21 protein-coding genes are annotated in these 19,713 nt (G+C 57.9%); 6 read left to right on the top strand and 15 right to left on the bottom strand.

Going from position 1 to position 19,713, the window contains the following annotated elements:
- Positions 1–6 precede the first annotated feature (6 nt).
- The 8 genes from AC2FFB_RS12735 to AC2FFB_RS12770 are packed head-to-tail and all read right to left on the bottom strand — an operon-like array spanning position 7 to position 7,491.
- On the bottom strand, positions 7–981 hold the full coding sequence (locus AC2FFB_RS12735) for a GlxA family transcriptional regulator (RefSeq protein ID WP_142637047.1): 975 nt from the start codon (positions 979–981) through the stop codon (positions 7–9).
- Between the two features lie 11 nt (positions 982–992).
- Positions 993–1,883 carry a homocysteine S-methyltransferase family protein gene (locus AC2FFB_RS12740; protein ID WP_142637049.1) on the bottom strand — a complete coding sequence of 297 codons (891 nt, stop codon included), beginning with the start codon at positions 1,881–1,883 and terminating at the stop codon, positions 993–995.
- Positions 1,884–1,895: 12 nt separating this feature from the next.
- On the bottom strand, positions 1,896–2,948 hold the full coding sequence (locus AC2FFB_RS12745; RefSeq protein ID WP_496874990.1) for an alcohol dehydrogenase family protein: 1,053 nt from the start codon (positions 2,946–2,948) through the stop codon (positions 1,896–1,898).
- Positions 2,949–2,950: 2 nt separating this feature from the next.
- Positions 2,951–3,427, bottom strand: coding sequence for a cupin domain-containing protein (locus tag AC2FFB_RS12750; protein ID WP_496874991.1), 477 nt, complete (start codon positions 3,425–3,427; stop codon positions 2,951–2,953).
- Positions 3,428–3,446: 19 nt separating this feature from the next.
- Positions 3,447–5,897 carry a GcvT family protein gene (locus tag AC2FFB_RS12755; protein WP_496874992.1) on the bottom strand — a complete coding sequence of 817 codons (2,451 nt, stop codon included), beginning with the start codon at positions 5,895–5,897 and terminating at the stop codon, positions 3,447–3,449.
- A 15-nt stretch (positions 5,898–5,912) separates the two neighbouring features.
- Positions 5,913–6,293, bottom strand: coding sequence for a GFA family protein (locus tag AC2FFB_RS12760; RefSeq protein WP_496689920.1), 381 nt, complete (start codon positions 6,291–6,293; stop codon positions 5,913–5,915).
- Positions 6,294–6,298: 5 nt separating this feature from the next.
- Entirely contained in the window at positions 6,299–6,922 is a 624-nt protein-coding gene (locus AC2FFB_RS12765; RefSeq protein ID WP_281973074.1) for a LysE family translocator, read from the bottom strand.
- Complete coding sequence (locus tag AC2FFB_RS12770) at positions 6,922–7,491, bottom strand: helix-turn-helix domain-containing protein (protein WP_142637059.1); 570 nt, start codon at positions 7,489–7,491, stop codon at positions 6,922–6,924. The genes AC2FFB_RS12765 and AC2FFB_RS12770 overlap by 1 nt, the downstream gene beginning before the upstream one ends.
- Positions 7,492–7,608: 117 nt before the next feature.
- Between AC2FFB_RS12770 and AC2FFB_RS12775 the strand changes: the two genes are divergently transcribed.
- The gene (locus AC2FFB_RS12775) at positions 7,609–7,878 is read left to right on the top strand and encodes a DUF1294 domain-containing protein (RefSeq protein ID WP_496874993.1); all 270 of its coding nucleotides are present in this window, start codon (positions 7,609–7,611) and stop codon (positions 7,876–7,878) included.
- 39 nt (positions 7,879–7,917) lie between these two features.
- On the opposite strand, the gene AC2FFB_RS12780 is transcribed toward AC2FFB_RS12775, so the two are convergent.
- From AC2FFB_RS12780 to AC2FFB_RS12790, 3 genes are all read right to left on the bottom strand, one after another.
- The gene (locus AC2FFB_RS12780) at positions 7,918–8,442 is read right to left on the bottom strand and encodes a GNAT family N-acetyltransferase (RefSeq protein WP_142637062.1); all 525 of its coding nucleotides are present in this window, start codon (positions 8,440–8,442) and stop codon (positions 7,918–7,920) included.
- A 57-nt stretch (positions 8,443–8,499) separates the two neighbouring features.
- Complete coding sequence (locus AC2FFB_RS12785) at positions 8,500–8,967, bottom strand: GAF domain-containing protein (RefSeq protein ID WP_271949692.1); 468 nt, start codon at positions 8,965–8,967, stop codon at positions 8,500–8,502.
- Positions 8,968–9,040: 73 nt separating this feature from the next.
- Positions 9,041–10,213 carry a thiolase family protein gene (locus AC2FFB_RS12790; RefSeq protein WP_142637066.1) on the bottom strand — a complete coding sequence of 391 codons (1,173 nt, stop codon included), beginning with the start codon at positions 10,211–10,213 and terminating at the stop codon, positions 9,041–9,043.
- Between the two features lie 100 nt (positions 10,214–10,313).
- On the opposite strand from AC2FFB_RS12790, the gene AC2FFB_RS12795 reads away from it, so the two are divergent.
- The 3 genes from AC2FFB_RS12795 (at position 10,314) to AC2FFB_RS12805 (ending at position 12,915) form a co-directional block, all read left to right on the top strand.
- Positions 10,314–10,652: an STAS domain-containing protein gene (locus AC2FFB_RS12795; RefSeq protein ID WP_142637067.1), complete on the top strand. Its 339-nt coding sequence runs from the start codon at positions 10,314–10,316 to the stop codon at positions 10,650–10,652.
- Between the two features lie 32 nt (positions 10,653–10,684).
- A complete protein-coding gene (locus AC2FFB_RS12800; RefSeq protein ID WP_496823692.1) occupies positions 10,685–11,125 on the top strand; it encodes an ATP-binding protein in 441 nt (146 codons plus the stop codon).
- A gap of 212 nt (positions 11,126–11,337) precedes the next feature.
- Positions 11,338–12,915 carry a gamma-glutamyltransferase family protein gene (locus AC2FFB_RS12805; RefSeq protein WP_496874994.1) on the top strand — a complete coding sequence of 526 codons (1,578 nt, stop codon included), beginning with the start codon at positions 11,338–11,340 and terminating at the stop codon, positions 12,913–12,915.
- A 34-nt stretch (positions 12,916–12,949) separates the two neighbouring features.
- On the opposite strand, the gene hspQ is transcribed toward AC2FFB_RS12805, so the two are convergent.
- Entirely contained in the window at positions 12,950–13,276 is a 327-nt protein-coding gene (hspQ, locus tag AC2FFB_RS12810) for a heat shock protein HspQ (protein ID WP_142637073.1), read from the bottom strand.
- An 80-nt stretch (positions 13,277–13,356) separates the two neighbouring features.
- Here hspQ and AC2FFB_RS12815 point away from each other — a divergent pair, with 80 nt between their 5' ends.
- Both AC2FFB_RS12815 and AC2FFB_RS12820 read left to right on the top strand, forming a co-directional pair.
- Complete coding sequence (locus AC2FFB_RS12815) at positions 13,357–14,238, top strand: AEC family transporter (RefSeq protein WP_496713367.1); 882 nt, start codon at positions 13,357–13,359, stop codon at positions 14,236–14,238.
- Positions 14,239–14,298: 60 nt separating this feature from the next.
- On the top strand, positions 14,299–14,880 hold the full coding sequence (locus AC2FFB_RS12820; protein ID WP_142637077.1) for a transglycosylase SLT domain-containing protein: 582 nt from the start codon (positions 14,299–14,301) through the stop codon (positions 14,878–14,880).
- Positions 14,881–14,892: 12 nt separating this feature from the next.
- On the opposite strand, the gene AC2FFB_RS12825 is transcribed toward AC2FFB_RS12820, so the two are convergent.
- Genes AC2FFB_RS12825 through AC2FFB_RS12835 form a run of 3 tightly spaced genes read right to left on the bottom strand, consistent with a single transcriptional unit; the run spans position 14,893 to position 19,613 of the window.
- Positions 14,893–15,489 (bottom strand): LolA family protein, encoded by a 597-nt coding sequence (locus AC2FFB_RS12825; RefSeq protein WP_142637078.1) that lies wholly within the window; start codon positions 15,487–15,489, stop codon positions 14,893–14,895.
- A 39-nt stretch (positions 15,490–15,528) separates the two neighbouring features.
- Positions 15,529–18,417, bottom strand: coding sequence for a DNA translocase FtsK (locus AC2FFB_RS12830; protein ID WP_281995414.1), 2,889 nt, complete (start codon positions 18,415–18,417; stop codon positions 15,529–15,531).
- 14 nt (positions 18,418–18,431) lie between these two features.
- A complete protein-coding gene (locus AC2FFB_RS12835) occupies positions 18,432–19,613 on the bottom strand; it encodes an aminotransferase class I/II-fold pyridoxal phosphate-dependent enzyme (protein WP_496694164.1) in 1,182 nt (393 codons plus the stop codon).
- Positions 19,614–19,713 lie beyond the last annotated feature (100 nt).

Raw genomic sequence — 19,713 nt, forward strand, 5'->3', positions numbered from 1 at the left:
CGATTTTCACCTATGTGACGCAGCCCGTCTTTCGCGCCTCAGAACAAAGGGCGTGACCCCGAAAAAGCTTTTGTAAACCGAGGAGAAACCGTTCGGAAAGCCGCAGGCCAGACCGATTTCCCGAACGCTCATCGTGGTGTTCAGCAGCAGGTTGTTAGCCTTCGCCAGCCGCATCTCGCGATAGAAACCGTTTGGACTGGTGCCAAAGAAAGCTTTGAATTTTCGCTCAAGCGATCGGTTCGAAAGATTTAATGCCTCGACAATCTGCTGGATGGGTAAGGGGTCTTCGATATTGGCCTGCATCAGCTTGATACATTGATCCAGCTTGGCGTCCCCAGTAGCTGTCAGTTGCGCCCCCGAGAAAGGCTGCATCGATGAAAAGTCGCGGATATTTTCGTGCAGCATGATATTGGCCACCGTCATCTTGGCAGGCCCCGAGATGTGGCGTCCGATCACGGACAAAGCAACATCGGTTGTCGCCTCCATCCCTGCGCAGGTCACGACTTGGCCCTGTTCTGTGGCTATCGACAGCTTCGCCTCGAACCGGGCCCCGCGTTCACTCAGGAAAGAGGCGTTTTCCCAATGGGTCGCCATGTCTGCGGTGCCAAATTCGTCAATATAGCGGCTGGCAGCTTCGGCCAGCAAAAAGACCTGAGCGCCTCGGAACGTATAGTCCGATACAACCCGTCCGATAGACAGATCGGGGTGGTCAGGGTCGGAATTTCCGATCACAAACAGATAATCCGCCTTGGGATGGGTTGATACGGGTTCAGTTTGGACCGTCGCATCGCTGCTGCTGGCAATGGGCCCACCTTTCAGAGACCGATAGGTAAAGCTGAAGGGCGGGTTGGGGCAGACGCGGTTGGCCAGCCTCAGAACCTCAATCAATGCGGCAAGCTCCAACAGCACATAGCCCGGCGCGACCAGAACATCGAAATGTATCTGCGCCTTGTCGGTCAAGCTATCTGGTCGTTGCCGCATCTTTACCCCCTTCAGACGATGCTGTGGCCAGCAGCGCACAGCCGATCTGCCAGTCGCTGAATGTGATCGGGACCGACTTCGCAGCATCCGCCGATGATAGTTGCACCCTGCGCCACCCACCCCATCGCCTGATCAGCATATTCATCCGGCCCAAGGTCGTGGCGCTGTTGCAGCGCATCGACGGTTGGGGCGTCTTGTAGAAATTCCTGGGTAATCCCGGTGAAGCCATTGGCATATGCCCCAAACGGACGCCCGAAGGTGGCGATAATATTCAGCGCAGCGGGCACCGCCTCGGGGCGCGAGCAGTTGATCAGCACGGCCTCAGGCGTAAAGCGATCAACCAAAGATGCTATTCCCGACAATGGCTCACCCGACCGAAGCCGCGTCCCATCATCATCCATCACGGACAGCGCCAGCCAGACCGGCTTGTCTGCCTGTTCCGTTCCACGCAACGCGCCTTCGGCCTCTTGCACCGACGACACGGTTTCGATCAGGAACAGGTCAACGCGATCTGCCATCATCGCCACCAGTTCGGTGAATTTCTCTGCCGCCTCTTCGACCTCTGGATTCAGGTCCGGCCGGTAAGAGGCGAGAAGCGGACCCAAAGCCCCAGCGATGCGCCTACCCGCCGGGCGCGCACGCTCGGCCTGCGACAGGGCCGCCTCGATCAGATCTGGCAGCTGATCACCCAAGCCGACACGGTCCAGACGCGACCGGTGAACAGCATAGGTATTTGTCGTGGCCACAGTCGCACCGCGTGAGAAATAATCCGCATGCACATCCCCGACCAACTCGGGATGGTCCATCATCACCCGGGTCGACCACAAAGGCGTCGGCGCATCACCGCTGCGTTTGACCAGTTCCTGTCCGATAGACCCATCCAGAAGGGTTATATCTGCCATCAATGAACCTCCTCAGGGAACCAGAACCAGTTTTCCCGGAAACGTTTTTGACTGAAAGTCCTCTTGCGCCGTCGCAATGTCTTTCAGCGGATAGGTTTTTGAAATCAGGGGCTTGATCCGCCCCGCATTCATCAGTTCGACCAGGCGACCGAAGACTTCGAACGGCTGATGGGTGCTGCCGTGAATGGTAATGTCGCGCAGATAGATATCCCGCAGATCGGCTTGAACAATCGGGCCAGCAATCGCACCCGCGACGGCATAGTGACCGCCCGGTTTCAGCGCCAGGATCAGGTCAGCCCATGCAGGTCCGCCCACCACGTCAATGACCACGTCGAACATGTCGGTGGGCAGCGACGCATCCCGGTTGAACGTGGCGGTCGCGCCCTGGCTTTTCACCGCTTCGGCCTTGGCCGCACCGGTCACGCCCCAAACCGAGGCACCGCGCAGCGCCGCCAGTTGCACAGCGGCAAGGCCGACGCCACCGGATGCGCCGGTGATCAGCACCTTTTGCCCGGCAGTCACACCGGATCGGGTCAGCATAGCCTCGGCGGTTCCAAAGGCGCAGGGGATGGCAGCGATTTCATTGTCGGACAGGGGTGAGGCGCTGACATCATAAAGGTCATCGGCCTGCACCAAACAATATTGCGCAAAGGCGCCGTCAATCTCGGACCCAAGCACGATGAAGCCTGTCGGGTTGCCCGGTCGCGGACGTGGCAGGTTGATCGGACAGGTCACGCGCTGGCCCGGGGTGAACCCGGTCTCGGGCCCCGCGATTTCGACGATGCCGCACAGGTCACCGCCCTGAATGCGCGGGAAATTCAGCGCGCCACCCCAGCCTCCGGCTTCGACCTCTTGATCCACCGCATCCGTAGCGCCGGTCACATCCGAGGAGTACCAGCCGATACGAGTGTTGATATCGGTGTTGTTCACCCCGGCTGCGGCCACACGGACCAGAACCTGCCCCGGCGCAGGGGTTGGGACGGGTATATCGTCACGCCATTCCAGCGCCTCGGGCCCGCCGTGACAGGTCAGGAATACACCGGACATCGTTTTAGGCAGTGTCATGATCAGACCTCGTCATCGGGATGAGGCGGCACAGAGCCCATCGGGACAATGTCAAACCGCGCGTTCAATTCGGCCATTTTCACCTCATCGGCGAAGTCCGCCTCAGTCATCTTGGCCAGCTCAGCAAGGAAGCCGTCAAAACCGGCAGGCTGGAAAATCATCAGCATCTTGGCTGGTGCTTTACCAGCAACGCGGCAGGCATGCGGCATACCGGGCGGCACATGCATCGTGCTGCCCGGCCTACAGCGATGCCAGTCGCCATCAACGTAGAAGTCCACTTCGCCTTCCAGAAAATAGAAGCTTTCGGCATGGGTTTCATGGCGATGAAGGCCAAGCGCAAAGCTGGCCTTCAGATTGTCTTCCATGAGCGTATAGGCGCCATCAGTATCCCGGGTCGAAACCTTCACAAATGTGTGGTCATTTTCCCAGTCATAATTGAGGCCCTCTCCGGGCCCCAGTTTTGAATAACGCGTGCTCATGCAGGTCTCCTTCGGGCGATCAGGCGCGCAGCCGCTCGTTTTCTGGATCCCAGAGCGGTTTATCGTCCTGTACCACGGCGCGCCGCTTTTCACCGAAGATTTCGATTTCAAGCTCGGTACCTGCCACCGCCAATTCGGGACGGATCATGCCCAGCGCAATGGATTGGCCAACGCGATACCCCCAAGCGCCCGAGGTGGTTTCGCCAACGATCTCGCCGTTGTGCCAGATACAGGACATGTAGGGTGCATCCGCGTCACCTGCCTCGACCAACATAGTGGCAAACGCCTTTTTCACGCCCTGCTGCTTTTCGTTCAGGATCGCGGCCTTGCCGGGGAAGTCCTGCGGTTTGTCAAGTTTGACGAACCGTTCCAACCCGCCTTCCAACAGAGAGTAATCAGTGGACAGATCGCCTTTCCAAGCCCGATAACCCTTTTCGATGCGCAGAGAGTTCAGGGCGTACATCCCGAACGGTTTGGCACCAGCGTCAAGGATCGCGCCATAGATCGCGGGCATATGGTCGTTCAGCGCGTGAACCTCCCAGCCAAGTTCTCCTGCAAACGAGACGCGGATCAGGAATGCGGGCTGACCTGCAACCGTGGCCGATTGATGGGTCAGCCAGCCACTGGACAGGTCCGCATCGCTCAGCCCCGCCAGAATGTCGCGCGATTTTGGACCTGTCACGATCAGCGTGTCACGAGTGGTGGTGACATCCTCGACGGTGACGCCAGTGGGCATTACCTCGGTCAGGATATCGCGGTCATGCCATTGCGCTGTAGCGGCCGTGATCATGACGAACTCGTCATCGCCGAGGCGGATACAGGACATTTCGGTCAGGATCCGGCCGCGACCATCTGAGATATAGACCAGGTTGATGCGACCCACCTTGGGCAAACCGCCGGTGACCAGCGACCGCAGCGCCTCGGCGGCACCCTCACCTTTTACGATGAAACGCGAAAATCCGGGCAAGTCCAATACGCCGCAATGATCACGGACAGCCTCGCACTCTTCCTTGATCCGCTTCTCCCATGGCCCCGAACGGCCCCAGGTATGGGTCGCTTCTTCAGAGGTATCGTCGCCCGGTTGCGCAAACCAGTTGGCGCGTTCCCAGCCGTTATAGGGCCCCATCACGCCGCCCAATTCCTTGACCTTGGTGTGGACAGGCGACAGCTTTTTGTCGCGCGCGGCGGGCCATTCATGGTGCGGGAAATGCATGGCGTATTCGTTGCCATAGACCTCAAGCCCCTTCTGGTTGCAGTAATCCTGATCGGTGTAATCGGTGTAACGGCGCGGATCGACGGCCCACATATCCCACTCAGTTGCACCATCGACGATCCATTCGGCCAGCACCTTGCCGGCACCACCGCCCTGCGCGATGCCGAAGGTAAAGGTATGCGCCTCAAACGCGTTGGTCACGCCCGGCATCGGGCCAACCAGCGGCAGCCCGTCCGGCGCGTAGGGGATGGGTCCGTTGATCACCCGGCCCACGCCCGAGGTCCCCATCAGCGGCACCCGCTCCATCGCGTCGGTGACGATGTCTTCGATCCGGTCCAGATCATCATTCCATAGCTGGAAACTGAAATCCTCGGGCATCGGATCATCCTCGGTCATCCAGTGGCCCTTGCAGTTGGGCTCATAGGGGCCAAGGTTGAATCCGTTCTTCTCCTGCCGAAGGTAATACGAGATATCCACGTCGCGCAGAAGCGGCAGCTTTTTACCACCATTGGCCTTGGACCATTCCTCGATCTCGGGCACTTCGTCGGTCAGCAGGTACTGGTGGCTCATCACCATGGCCGGAACGGTGCGACCGCCGAAGGGCTTGAACCATTCACCCACACGCTGGGCGTAATACCCGGCGGCATTGACCACGTGGTCCGCTTCGATATCGCCCTTGTCGGTATGCACGATCCAGGTCTTGTCTTCCTTCTGGGTCACACCCGTGGCCGGGCAGAAACGCAGGATCTTCGCCCCCATGTCGCGCGCACCCTTGGCCAGTGCCTGGGTCAACTGCGCCGGGTCGATGTCGCCATCGGTCGGGTCGAACAGAACACCCTCAAGGTCATGAGTTTCCAGGAACGGGTAATGCTCTTTGGCCTGTTCGGGTGTCCACATCTCCATCTCGATGCCCTGATAACGGCCCATCGCCATTGCCCGCTCGAACTCCTGCACCCGCTCTTTCGAATGGGCCAACCGGATTGAGCCGGACTGGTGATAGTTCATCGGATAGTCGACCTCTTCACCCAGCCGCGCATAAAGCTCGGTCGAATAGCGCTGCATGTTCATGATCGCCCAAGAGGTCGAAAAGGTCGGCACGTTGCCAGCTGCATGCCAGGTCGACCCGGCGGTCAGCTCATTTTTCTCCAGCAGAACACAATCGGTCCAGCCCTTTTTGGCCAGATGATACAGGGACGATGTCCCCACCACTCCGCCACCGATAATAACCACGCGGGCTTTTGTCGGAAAATCACTCATGTCTTTCAGTCCCTGTTACTGTGCCTCTTGAGGCAGATCGTCCGTGATGTCGTAATAGTCGCCCTTGTCGGCCACAAAGATATGGCGGGCGAGGGTCAGGCCGGTGGGTGCATCCAGCGCCCCCATAGCAATGGCAATCCGGTCTTCGTCCTTATGCTGCCAGAACAGATAAGAGCCGCAGGCGTTGCAAAATCCCCGTCGGGCGATGTCGGTAGCACGAAACCAGCTCAGCGTATCGCTGGCGGTGAAGGTGATGTCGTCTTGATGGGCCGAGGTCGAGGCCCAGACATGACCCGACTGTTTGCGGCATTGACCGCAATGGCAGGCCGAGGCGGCAGGAAGATCGCCTTCGATCTTGAACGCAACCGAGCCGCACAGACAGGAACCTGTATGCATTTCGCTTATCCCCTTGCTGCTGGCGCGCTGGTGGTGCCCAGCAACACGCCATAAATGATGAAACAGGTGGCCATGACCCGGCGCACCCAGATGTTGAACACGGCCCCCAGTGCGGCCCGCCCCATAAGCGCACCTAGAAGAGTGAACCCGATGTAGCTGAGCGTTGTGATGATCAGCGCCGTTGGCATGATGACCAACATTTGCTCCCAGATCGGCACATCCGGCTGCACGAATTGCGAGAATGCAGCAAGATAACCCGCGACGCTTTTGGGGTTGATTGTCGCGACGGCCAGCGCGTGCAGATAGACATGCCGTGCAGGGCGTTCGGAAATAGGGGCGGGATTTGCTGCAGCCTTCCAGCCTCGGACACCCAGCCAGATCAGAAACCCTGCGCCCACCAGCTTGGCGATGAAGAATCCGGTGGGTGAGGCCGCGATCAAGGCCGTCACCCCAAGCGCCGACAAAACCAAAAAGGCGCTGGCTTGGGTCAGGATCGCCAAGACACCCAGCATCGCTTTTGCGAAGGGCAGGCTCATCCCGTTCGAGATACAGTTCACCGCGTTAGGCCCCGGTGTGGTTACAAACACCACCCAGAACAGCGCGAATATGGTCCAGGCCTCGAAACTCATCAGTACACCGGAGGTGCGATGACCCAGATGACCACAGCAGGCTCATCATGAGGGTTCGCCCAAATATAGGGTTCGTTCTTGATCCGAAAACTGTCACCGGGCCCAACCGAAAAGCTTTGCGCGCCGATGGTCAGATTCAACTGACCGGAAATCACATAGCCAACCTCTTGCGTGGGGCGGTCCGCCGGATTCTGCATCTTGGAATGCGGCTCAAAGGTGGAATGCACCATCTCAAAATCGTCAGTCAGATCGGGTGACAGCAGTTCCTCGATCAGACCTTCTTCGCCCGACCCCATAGGGCGGCGCGACCCGGCGCGCACGACATAGCCTTGTTCATTGGCGGGGGCGGCAGAATGGGCGAACAGCATGGACATCGGCACACCCAGACATTCCGCGATCTGACGCAGGTCTGAAATTGACGGTTCGGACTTGTCGCGTTCAACCTGGCTGAGCCATCCGACCGACCGGTTCAACCGCTCTGCGATCTCGGTCAGCGTCAACCCACGCGCCTTACGCAATGCGCGAATGTCGGCTCCGAGCGTTGCACTGTGGGGGGCTTGGCTGTTCACCGAACTCTCCGATTTCTGGTGAAATTTTCCTCGTGTTTTTCACGATGCCGCGAATCGGTGAAAATTCCAAGCATTTTTTCACTTGGGAAAATCGACGCATTTAGCTATCCGTCAGCTATGTGGATTGCGGTTATATACCTGTGGGTCATCAACGGCCTGACTTTGCTGGCCTTTGGTTGGGACAAGCTGCGCGCCAGACGCAGAAAAAGCCGGGTTCCGGAACGCAGGCTATTGTGGCTGGCGGCACTGGGCGGCAGTCCCGGTGCGCTGGTCGGGCGTAGGATTTTCAATCACAAGTCCCGAAAAGGCCGGTTTTCCCTGTCGCTGTTTGCGATCTTTGCGACTCAGGTCGGGCTGGCATATTTCCTAATCACAGACATTCTGTAGTTGGCTTGATCCGCAAGCCACGTAAGATCCCGATGGGATCTAGGAAATGTCGCAGACATACATATCGGTATCGTCGGTGGAGTGAGCTGAGGATCGCGTGAACCCCGATTTCTGTAGCACACGGGCAGAGGCGGGATTGCTGTGCTCGACCCCGGCCAAAAACCGAATGGCGCGGCTCGTGCCGCAGGCCGCGATAAAGCCGGACACAAGTTCGGTTGCATAGCCACAGCCCCAGGCTCGTTCGGCAAACAGATATCCAAGGTGAATGGCTGGTGCGGCCTGATCTTCGGGTTCTGAGGCCAGTATCAGCAGTCCGATCAGCTGATTATTTTGCCTTAGCCGAACAAGAAGAACATCGCTTTCGGTCTTGCGTGCCGCGATCCAGTCGGTCATCCCGCTGGGCGTTTCTTCGACCTGCATCGAAGGCGGCAGGGGCTCAAGAACCGCTGGTGTCAGGACGGTTGCCAACTCGGCCGTCAACGCTGAAAGGCGACCAGCTTCAGAGACTTCCACTTGCCAGTGGCAGACGGCAAGCCGCTCTGTGGTGAATTGGTCCGGGATCATGCCTTGGCCAGTCGCAATTAGTATCCATTCCAGTCTAACAGACGGGCTGATTTTGCGTCAGGCCCCTCTTAACTCACCCGAAAACGCCTTTGACAATATGGCAGACAGCTTTTCTGCGTCCTCATCCGTGAACGCATCCGGCTGGTCACTGTCGATGTCAAAAACCGCGATGACCTCGCCCGAGGCATTGCGCACCGGAAGCACCAGTTCGGACTGCGTAGACGAGGCGCAGGCAATGTGACCTGGAAACGCATGCACATCCGCCACCAACTGTACCTTTCCGGTCCGCGCCGCGGCACCACAGACACCGCGCCCGAAGGGAATAACCAGACACCCGTGACCACCCTGATAGGGGCCGATTTTCAAAATGCCCGGATCTGTTACGCGATAGAACCCCGTCCAGTCAAACCGATCATCGGCGTGATGAACCTCACAGGCGATTGTCGCCATCAGAGCAACTTGATCTGTCTCGCCTGCGGTTAGGGCGACGATTGTCTTGGTCAGCGTATCGTAGTCAACGGTCATGGGGGGCGGGTCCGGTCAGTGATCTTGTAAACAGGTTCTACAGCACCGGACCTATGGTGGAATCGGCCCCGCGTCAAACGCGCTCAATCGCGATTGCAGTCCCCTCTCCACCACCGATGCAGATCGCCGCCACGCCGCGTTTCAGATCCCGCTTTTCCAACGCGTTCAGCAGGGTGACCATGATACGCGCTCCCGAAGCGCCGATAGGATGACCCAGAGCGCATGCACCACCATTCACATTTACCTTGTCACGCGTCAGACCCATCTCATGCATGAATGCCATCGGCACCACGGCAAAGGCTTCGTTTACTTCCCACAGATCCACATCATCATTGGACCAGCCGATTTTGGCCAAAAGCTTTTGCGCAGCGGGAACTGGCGCAGTCGTGAACAATCCCGGAGCCTGCGCATGGCTGGAATGACCCAGAATGCGCGCCCGAACCGAGAGGCATTGCGCTTCGGCGGCTTCAGCTGACGCCAGAACCAGAGCTGCCGCCCCATCAGAGATCGACGACGCGTTGGCCGCCGTCACCGTTCCACCCTTGCGAAAAGCCGGTTTCAGCGAAGGTATCTTTTCCGGGCGGGCGGTTTTCGGCTGCTCGTCCGCGGACTGCGTGACCTCGCCTTTCCTTGTACGGACGGTTACCGGAGTGATTTCACCGTCGAACGCGCCGCTGTCCTGCGCGGCCAGCGCGTTGGATAGGGACTGCAGGGCGTATTCGTCCTGCGCTTCGCGGGTGAACTGGAACGCCTCGGCACAGTCTTCGGCGAAAGTGCCCATCAGACGACCTTTGTCGTAGGCGTCCTCCAGCCCGTCCAGAAACATGTGGTCGACGACCTGAGCGTGCCCCAAGCGCGCACCCTCACGCATTTTGGGCAACAGGTAGGGCGCGTTCGTCATACTCTCCATCCCGCCTGCGATCATTGTGTTGGCATGGCCCAATGCGATCTGATCGAAGGCCATCATCGCAGCCTTCATCCCTGATCCGCACATCTTGTTGAGCGTCGTGGCCGGGACCTCTTGGCCCAAACCGGCTGCAAACCCAGCCTGACGTGCAGGGGCCTGACCCTGACCGGCTGGCAGAACGCAGCCCATCAGTACTTCGTCAACCGTTTCAGCACCGGCACCCTGCAGCGCGGCCCGGATCGCGGCTCCACCCAGATCGGCGGCAGAAACACCATCGAACATTCCTTGAAATCCACCCATCGGGGTACGTGCTGCTCCGGCGATTACAACTTGCTTCATCTGGGCGCTCCTAAATTCTTGTCATTCAATGGATACCGAATGGTAAGAATTCCCGTCTAGCGTATTTCTACGAGCGATTTCAGTTAAAGGACCGTCACGTATGGGCCTGTCCAGTACTACGACCAACAATATTCAAATAATTACTGTACAATCCAACCGGATTGATGCCGCAATGGCCATTCAGTTCAAAGAAAACATGCGCACGGAAACCGAAGGTGGGGCTGTGCGCGTGGTTCTGGATCTCAGCGGTGTCGAATTCATTGACTCCAGTGGTTTGGGCGCCATTGTCGCAGCCATGAAACAACTCGGGGCTGAACGGCGCCTGGATCTGGCAGGTCTTCAGCCTTTTGTGGAAAAGGTGTTTCGTCTTACGCGCATGGACACAGTGTTCAAGCTTTACCCAACGATGGATGACGCACTGTCCGGTGCGCCGGATTGAACACAAGGAGAAACTGAACAGGCGCAAGGCTAATGTGTAACGGCATCAGTTTCGATTTGAGCTTCGCTGCGACCGAGGTCGAAGCAAGCTCTGGCATTGCCAAGTTGAGCCAGGCACTGTCGTCCAAAGGGCTGCCTGCACACAAAGCGGCTGATGTCAGAATTGCCCTGGCCGAAGCCATTAACAATGTCGTTGAACACGCCTATGCCGGAACCACGCCCGCCAGCGTAAAGGTACACTGCCGCCTGCATCAGAACTGGTTGGAAATCCTCATCTCGGATACCGGCAATCCCCTTCCTGGCTTTCGCGTACCAGAAGGTGCACCTGCACCTCTGGGGGAAAGACGTGAAGACCTGCCCGAGGGGGGATTTGGATGGTTTCTGATCCACCAACTGACCAGTGAAATCCGCTATGACCGTAGCGAAGGCTGCAACCGGTTGTCACTGCGATTCAGTTTTCTCGACGCGGATTAGGGCTATAAAACGTCACAATAAGGCCCTTTTCGAACCATTGTAGCGCCGCAAACAAAGATCAAAGTCTTAACTGTAGCTCAGATAGCTTCCCTCGGCATCGTATGTCACAGCCCCCACCCAGTGAACGATGCCGAGGAACTTCCCCTTTGATTTGACTGGACAATACCCGGACGCGCGATACCTTCTGCGCGATCACACGGGAAGGCAGCGCAATGCGGGATTTTCAGGCACCAGGCAGATCCGAAGTTTTTTCGACCGAAGGGATGTGCGCCACATCTCACCCGCTGGCAGCCCAAGCGGCCCTTGGCATTCTACAGCAAGGTGGCAACGCGATGGACGCAGCCATCGCCGGGGCAGTGCTTTTGGGATTTTGCGAACCACAAATGACCGGCCTGGGCGGAGATTGCTTTGTTCTGTACAACCGCGCCGGAGAAGATGAGGTTCGGGCCCTCAACGGCTCTGGCCGGGCACCGGCAGCAGCCAACGCTGGCAGCTTGCGCGATAAGGGCCTGACTGCAGTTCCGCTCAATACACCGGATGCGGTCACCATTCCCGGCGCGGTCGAGGCGTTCTGCCAGCTGGCCGAAACCGAGGGCAAACTAGGGCTGGACGCCATCCTGCAACCCGCCATCCGCTATGCAGACCAGGGCGTGCCGGTCGCCCCACGTGTGGCTTTTGATTGGGGCCCGGGTGCTAACACGTTGCAGGGGGCAGCCAGGAACCACTATCTGCTGAAAGGAGACGTTCCAAAGACCGGAGACATGTTCCGGTCCGCCGGGCAGGCAGAAGTGCTGCGCAGAATCGCCAAATACGGACGAAAGGCGTTTTACGCGGGCGAGGTCGCCGAAGATATTATCTCGACCCTGACGGCCATGGGCGGGGTACACACAGCAGAAGATCTGGACGCGACCGCTGCCACACCCACAGTTCCGGTCGCAGGGCACTATCGTGGCTTGGACCTGCTGGAACATCCGCCCAATGGCCAAGGTGCAACCGCCCTTTTGCTGCTGAATATCCTCAAGAACTTTGACCTCGGATCCATGGATCCGCTATCCGCAGAGCGTCTGCATATCGAGGCCGAAGCCTCAAAACTCGCCTACGATGCCCGCAACAGGTTCATCGCCGATCCGGATCATACGACACACGCAGACAGGTTTTGGGACCAGACAACAGCCGATCGGCTGGCAGAGCTTATCAATCCAAACCATGCCATGCCCGCTGCTGCCCCACTGACCGAAGCCATTCACAAGGACACGGTTTATATCACGGTGGTCGACAGGGACAGGATGGCGGTATCGCTGATCTATTCGATCTTTCATAGCTTTGGATCGGGTATCGCCTCTGAGAAATTCGGCATTCTGCTGCAAAACCGCGGGTCTGGATTTACGTTGCAATCAGGCCATCCGAACGAGTTTGGCGGCGGCAAACGCCCGATGCACACGATCATTCCCGGCATGTTGAAACAGAAAGGCAAAATCCTGATGCCCTTCGGCGTGATGGGTGGTGCCTTTCAGCCCACAGGACATACAAAGCTGGTCTCGCTGCTAACTGACGATGAGTTTGCGCTGCAGCAGGCCATAGACGCACCGCGGGCCTTTGCAGACGGACCTGTCTTGAAACTGGAACGCGGAATTTCGCGGAAGGTCGCGCAACAATTATCTGAAATCGGCCACAAAGTTCTGATTTCAGAAACACCTCTTGGCGGGGCTCAAGCGATCCGAATCCAGAAGAGCGGCGTTTTGCAAGGCGCAAGCGATCCGCGAAAAGATGGGTGCGCGCTTGGTTATTGACAGTATGGGCCCGGTTTCACCCGCGCTTCCATTTTTAGTTCAAATGGAAATGCAACGGATATGCGCCGTTTTCAAACGGACCAAACATATCGGGGATATCCGGATGCTCGACCGGTTCTCCGGACTGGTCGGCAATCAGATTTTGTTCAGAAACATAAGCAACATAGAAGGATTGGTCATTTTCCGCCAACAGATGATAAAACGGCTGATCCTTGATCGGCCTGCTGTCTTCGGGAATGGCCTGATACCATTCTTCGGTATTTGAAAACTCTGGGTCCACGTCAAAAATCACCCCTCGGAAGGGATGTTTTTTGTGGCGGACGACTTGGCCCAGCCGGTACTTTGCTTGTGTCTTTAGCATCACGTTTGCCCCCAAAGGTCTTACTACCCGTTTCCTCATAGGAATGCCAATCATTGATCTAAAATAATGGGAAACAGTCTGTGAACCTCTTACTGACAGTACTCGAAATCGTGGCCCCGGTCTTCCTCTTGGCGGGGATCGGGTTTGCCTGGGTCAAACTTGGCTTTGAATACAGGCTGCAATTTGTGACCCGCCTTGCGGTGACGCTCGCCGTGCCCAGCCTGATTTTCGTGGCCCTGATGCAAACCCAGATCCCGCCCGGAGAGCTGACCCGGTTCACTTTGGCCGCCATCACAGGCCATGTCGGGCTGGCGGTCGCATTTGGCGTATTTGTCCGGGCCAGCAAGCTGGAAAGGCGCACCTATCTGGCGCCGCTGATATTCGGCAACACGGGGAATCTGGGCCTGCCTCTGGCCATTTTTGCATTTGGGCAGGCAGGCTTGGGTTTCGCGGTGATATTTCTGGCCGTTACCGCCCTGTTTTCCTTTACTTACGGGATCTACCTGGTGGCGGGAAAAGGCGCTTTCGGCAAGGTAGCACGTGAACCCATGGTTTGGGCTACTCTGCTGGGGGCGCTGTTTCTGTGGCAGGGCTGGCAAACACCTGTCTTCGTGACCAATACGCTGGACCTGCTGGGACAGATGGCGATTCCGATGATGCTGATCACGCTTGGTGTTGCGATTGCGCGGCTGACCACCAGAAAGCTAGGGCAAGCGGTCTGGCTATCGGCGTTGAAACTGATCGTGTGTTTTGCCCTGGCATGGGCAATCGCAAAAGGGTTTGATCTGGATAACGTCGCGTTCGGCGTTCTAGTGGTGCAGATGTGTACGCCGGTTGCCGTAACCTCATACCTGCTGGCCGAACGGTTCGAGGCGGATTCCGACGCTGTTGCCGGGCTGGTTATGGTCTCAACCCTGATGTCCGTCGGCGCTTTGCCTATAATTCTAGCTATTGTTCTGTAGCGATTGTGATTTCCTAATCGCTCAATCTGCGCTAGAATGAAGAAAAAAGGCACGAGGCACATGAGCAGAATTCTTATCGTACTCTTCGGGGTGCTGCTTTTGGCATCCTGCGGGGGTGGTTCCAAACAACCGCCCAGCAAGCTGAATGATGCATGCAGCATTGCACGTGAACGGCCGGAATACATCAAGGCGTTCAAAAGCACCGAACGGAAATGGGGCATCCCCGTTCACGTTCAGATGGCGACGATCTATCAGGAAAGCCGCTATAAACACGATGCGCGCACACCGCATCAATATGTTCTGGGTGTGATCCCGATGGGCCGCCAGAGCAGCGCCTATGGCTTCAGCCAGGCGCTGGACGGGACATGGGATGAGTATCAGCGCGAAACCGGCAAACGCCGGGCCAAGCGGGACCGTATCCGCGACGCTTCGGATTTCATCGGCTGGTACATGAACAAAAGCTATGAGCGGAATGGCATCCAGCCAAGCGACACGCGCAATCAGTATCTGGCCTATCATGAAGGCCATACCGGTTATGCCCGCGGCAGCCATTACAGCAAGACGTGGTTGCTGAACGTGGCCAATGATGTGGATGCGCGCGCCCGGATGTACCAGGCGCAACTGTCAGGCTGTCGTTACTGAACAAACAGCGGGTCAGCGATTGCCTGACCCGCTTCTGTTCTTGTTCGAAAACAAGCTGCTGCTTAGATTTTTTTCGGTATCAAGCTGTCCCAGCAGAACCGTTGTCTGTCCGCCTGCATTATCGTGGATCACCCATTTTCGCAGCTCAACCGGATCGCCAGTGAACATCAGCTCAATTCGACCGGAGTCAGGGTTTTTCGGGTCCTGTGCTGTCACGACAGTGGCCGTTCCGTCAAAGTCATGCCCAACCACCATATTAGCCTGACCCAGATCGACATTCCGTGCCAGAACCAGAGACAGAGGTGTTCGCTTTAACGGATACTGCTCGGGCGGTTGATTGGATTTCGGATCGAAAATCTGAACGGTGCCAGCGCGTGCCAACACAACGGCGCTGTCTGGCGGGTCATATTCGAACCGCATCTTTCCAGGCCGTGCGATCCACAGCTTTCCTGTGCTCAGTGAGCCATCATCATTGACCTGTGTAAATGTCGTCTCGACAGTTTTCAGACCATTCAGGTAATTCGATATCTGCGACAGCGGCAACTTGTCCGCAGCCCAGGCGGCGGGTGTGGCCAGTGTCAGTGCAAGGGCAAAAGCAATCTGTTTCATAAGACCCAGATAAGCGCTCTGCCCTTGTTATTAAATATCCTATTGCTCTGGCACCAGGATTTCGCGTTTTCCGACGTGATTCGCCGATGAAACAATGCCTTCGTCCTCCATCTGCTCAACCAGACGCGCAGCTTTGTTATAGCCAATGGCAAGTTTCCGCTGGATATACGAGGTCGAGCATTTGCGATCCTTGATCACAATCGCCACGGCCTGATCGTAAAGGGCGTCTTCGCCATTGGTGTTGCCCCCGGTGTTCAAACCCAGAACAGCGTCGATATTATCAGCCTTTTCCTCGGTCGGTCCATCGACCACACCGCTCATATAATCCGGCGGGCCGAATTGCTTCAGATGGTTGACGATTTCCTCGACCTCTTCATCCGAGACAAACGGACCGTGGCAACGTGTGATCTTCGCGCCACCCGCCATATACAGCATGTCACCCTGACCCAGCAGTTGTTCGGCGCCCATTTCACCAAGAATGGTGCGGCTATCGATCTTTGACGTCACCTGGAAGGAAATCCGGGTCGGAAAGTTCGCCTTGATCGTGCCGGTAATCACATCGACCGAGGGGCGCTGCGTGGCCATGATCAGGTGGATACCCGAGGCCCGCGCCATCTGCGCCAGACGTTGGATGCAGGCCTCGATCTCTTTGCCAGCGACCATCATCAGGTCGGCCATCTCGTCGACAATAACAACGATATAGGGCATCGACTCGGGTGCGAATTCCTCGGTCTCGAACATCGGTTCACCCGTTTCGTCGTCAAAACCGGTCTGGACCGTGCGGCTGAACATTTCGCCCTTGGACAGCGCGTCCTTCACGCGGCCGTTATAGCCCGCGATGTTACGCACGCCCATCTTGGACATCTTGCGATAGCGATCCTCCATCTCTCCCACGACCCATTTCAAGGCGACAACCGCCTTCTTCGGGTCGGTCACCACGGGTGAGAGCAGATGCGGGATGCCGTCATAGACCGACAATTCCAGCATCTTGGGGTCGATCATGATCAGGCGGCATTCATCCGGCGTCAGCTTATACAGCAACGACAGGATCATCGTGTTGATCGCCACCGATTTACCGGAACCGGTGGTCCCCGCGATCAGCAGGTGGGGCATCTTGGCCAGATTGGCCACAACGGATTCACCGCCAATATCCTTGCCCAGCGCCAAAGGCAGCGCCTGATTGCCGTCTCCGAAGTCACGGCTCGAAAGGATTTCGCGCAGCACCACCATTTCACGGTTTTCATTGGGCAGTTCGATCCCGATGACCGAGCGGCCCGGCAGGGTCGAAACCCGCGCCGAGAGGGCCGACATCGAGCGGGCAATGTCATCCGACAGACCAATAACACGGCTGGCTTTCAAACCCGGAGCCGGCTCAAGTTCGTACATGGTGACAACCGGACCGGGGCGGACGCTGACGATCTCACCTTTGACGCCATAGTCATCCAGCACATTTTCCAACATCCGCGCATTCTCTTCCAGGGCCTCATCGCTCAGGTGATGGCGCTGAATGCTGGAGGGGTTGGACAGCAGGCCCAGCGGAGGCAGTTCGAAATCGGAGTGCTTTTCTTCGAACGACAACGCGGGCTGGGCCTCGGCCTGGGCCCGGCGCGAGGGTGGCGGGGTGCGGCGCACGGGTTGAGCAACCACCGGCTTGCGCGGCTCGGCCACGGGGATTTTCATCGCCGGGCGGGCTTGCGGCATCTCATCGGCGTCATCCTCGAAAACGGCCTCGTCATCGAAATCCGGCTCGGGCGCAAAATCCTGATGCAACGGTTCCTGCCATTCTGTTTCAGGCTGCGCTGACAGCATCGGCTCGGGCGGCAGCCCGGTTGATGTCACCGGCGGCTCTGGCGGCAGTTCGTCGGCATGACCTGCATTCAGGATCAACGGATCAGGTCCACGGCCCCGCCCTTTGGTCAGCGGCAGGTCGGGATCGGGCTCAGGAGCCATCTCTCCGACTGCAACCTTACGGTTGCGCACGGCGGCAGAAATCTTTGAACGGATACGGTCCTCACCCGGCATTTCCTCGTAACCCGCGACAGGTTCACGGTCGATCAGCTCGGGTTCGGGCATAGGGTCCGGGCGGCGGATCAGATCAGGAATGCGCGACAGAAGGCCGGTCTTTACCGGTTCGGGCGCTTCCAGAAGTGGCTCGTTGAAAACAGGGTCCGCAAAGGCAATCTCGTCGTCGAACACGGCCCCTTCGGCGCGGGCCAACTTGCGTTCGTCCCATTGGGCACGACGTTCGCGCGCAGCCTCCGCTGTTGCGGCAGCCCCACGGCCCAGCAGATTCATCAATATGTCATAGGACATGACCAGCCCCAGCAGGAAGGCGCGGAACCCCTTGCGCACGTCATCCTTGGTGAAACCAAGAACAAACACGCCCAGCGTCAGCATCCCAATAGCCATCGCCAGAGACATCAGCTTGACAATAAAATGCGAGGATATGGGCAACAAGGTCAGGAAGGCCCCCATGACCGTATCCCCAAACAATCCACCCAGACCAAAACTATGCGTTACGCGCCAAGCCTCACCCGGCACTAATGTCGCCGCATAGACCGAGACAATGGCGATCCAGATCGGTGCAAATATCAGGCGCGCGACGGCACGATCTTCACCGAAATGCCCGGCAAAACGCACACCCCAGCCGATCAAAACCAACGCGATGCTCCAACTGCCCCAACCGACAATCATGAACAATGGCGCCGCGATCGAGGCACCAACACGACCCATCCAGTTCTGCACTGGTGCATCCGTCGACACCATCCAGTTCGGGTCATCCGGTGTGTAGGACCAGATCATCGCCGCCGAAGCCAACCCAAGTAGGATCAGGGCGATGCCGATCAACTCTTTGCTGCGCCTTTCGATGGCGGCCTGAGTCGTGCTGTCCAGCAATGGATCGCGGTTGCGCGCGTTATATGATGCCATTTTGCCCTCGTACCTCACGAATAGATGCAGTCGCGGAGCGTGATCAGCCCCTGCCGCATCTCTGTTTTTGGGGCCACCATAGCGACCCGGATAAATTGCTCGCCCGGGTTTTGCCCCGGATCACCTTGAGAAAGATATGCACCCGGCAGCACCCGAACTCCGGTCTGCTGCCACAGTTTCAATGCGGTTTCCTCGCCATTCTCGACCGGCAGCCACAGAAAGAACCCTGCCTCGGGCGGCATATAGCCCTGGATGCCTGCAAACACCTGGTCTGCGATGGCGTATTTTTCCTGATAGAGCGCGCGATTCTCGTCCACATGCGCCTCATCGGCCCAGAGCCTTGCGGCGGCGGCCTGCAACGGCAGCGGCAATGGCGCGCCTGCATAATTGCGTAACTGCTTGACCCGCTTGATCGTTTCCGGCCCGCCTGCAATCAGGCCAGACCGCAGCCCGGCCACGTTCGACCGCTTTGACAGCGAGTTGAACAGGGTGATCCGTTCAGGATCAGCGCCCAGTTCCTTTGCGACCGTCAGAACACCTGTAGGCGCTGTGTCGCGGTAAATCTCGGAATAGCATTCATCGGCGAAGATGCGGAAATCATATGTTTCAGCCAACCGGATCAGCTCGACCCAGTATTCACGCGTGGCAACTGCGCCCTGCGGGTTGGCCGGTGAGCAGATATAAGCGGCGACAGTGCGGTTCAGCACATCCGCGGGCAATCCCGCATAGTCCGGCAGATGATCTGTGGCCGCCGTGGCCGGGACAAAAACCGGATCAGCCCCGACCGAGATCGAGGCAACCATATAGACCTGATAGAACGGGTTCGGGCACAGAACGACCGGTTTTTGTCCGTATTTCTGTTCGGGGCACAGCGCCATGGCGGCGTTATACAGCCCTTCGCGCGTCCCGTTCAGGGCCATAACCTGCGTGTCCGGATCCATCGTGACGCCATAACGGCGTGCAATCCAGTCAGTGATCGCACCGCGCAGCTCGGCCGAACCCTCATTCGGCGGATATCCCTGAAAACCGGCAGCATTTTCCGCAATCACGTCGCTGACCCAGGCCGGAAAAGCGTGCATCGGCGCGCCAATGGTCATGTGAATCACTTCACCGCCCGGTTGGTGATGATCCAACAGGGTGCGCAGGCGCGGGAATGCGTATTCCGGAAGGTTCGAAAACCGCTCGGGGAAATTCATAACTACTGCCTCAATATCGGGATCATTTCGCCCCGTTTTCAAGCAGGTTACAGTCCGGGCGGGGCTTCGTCCAGACAAAGCGGTGCCGAACCAGGGGATT

The organism is Ruegeria sp. YTSA219, assembly GCF_059609985.1.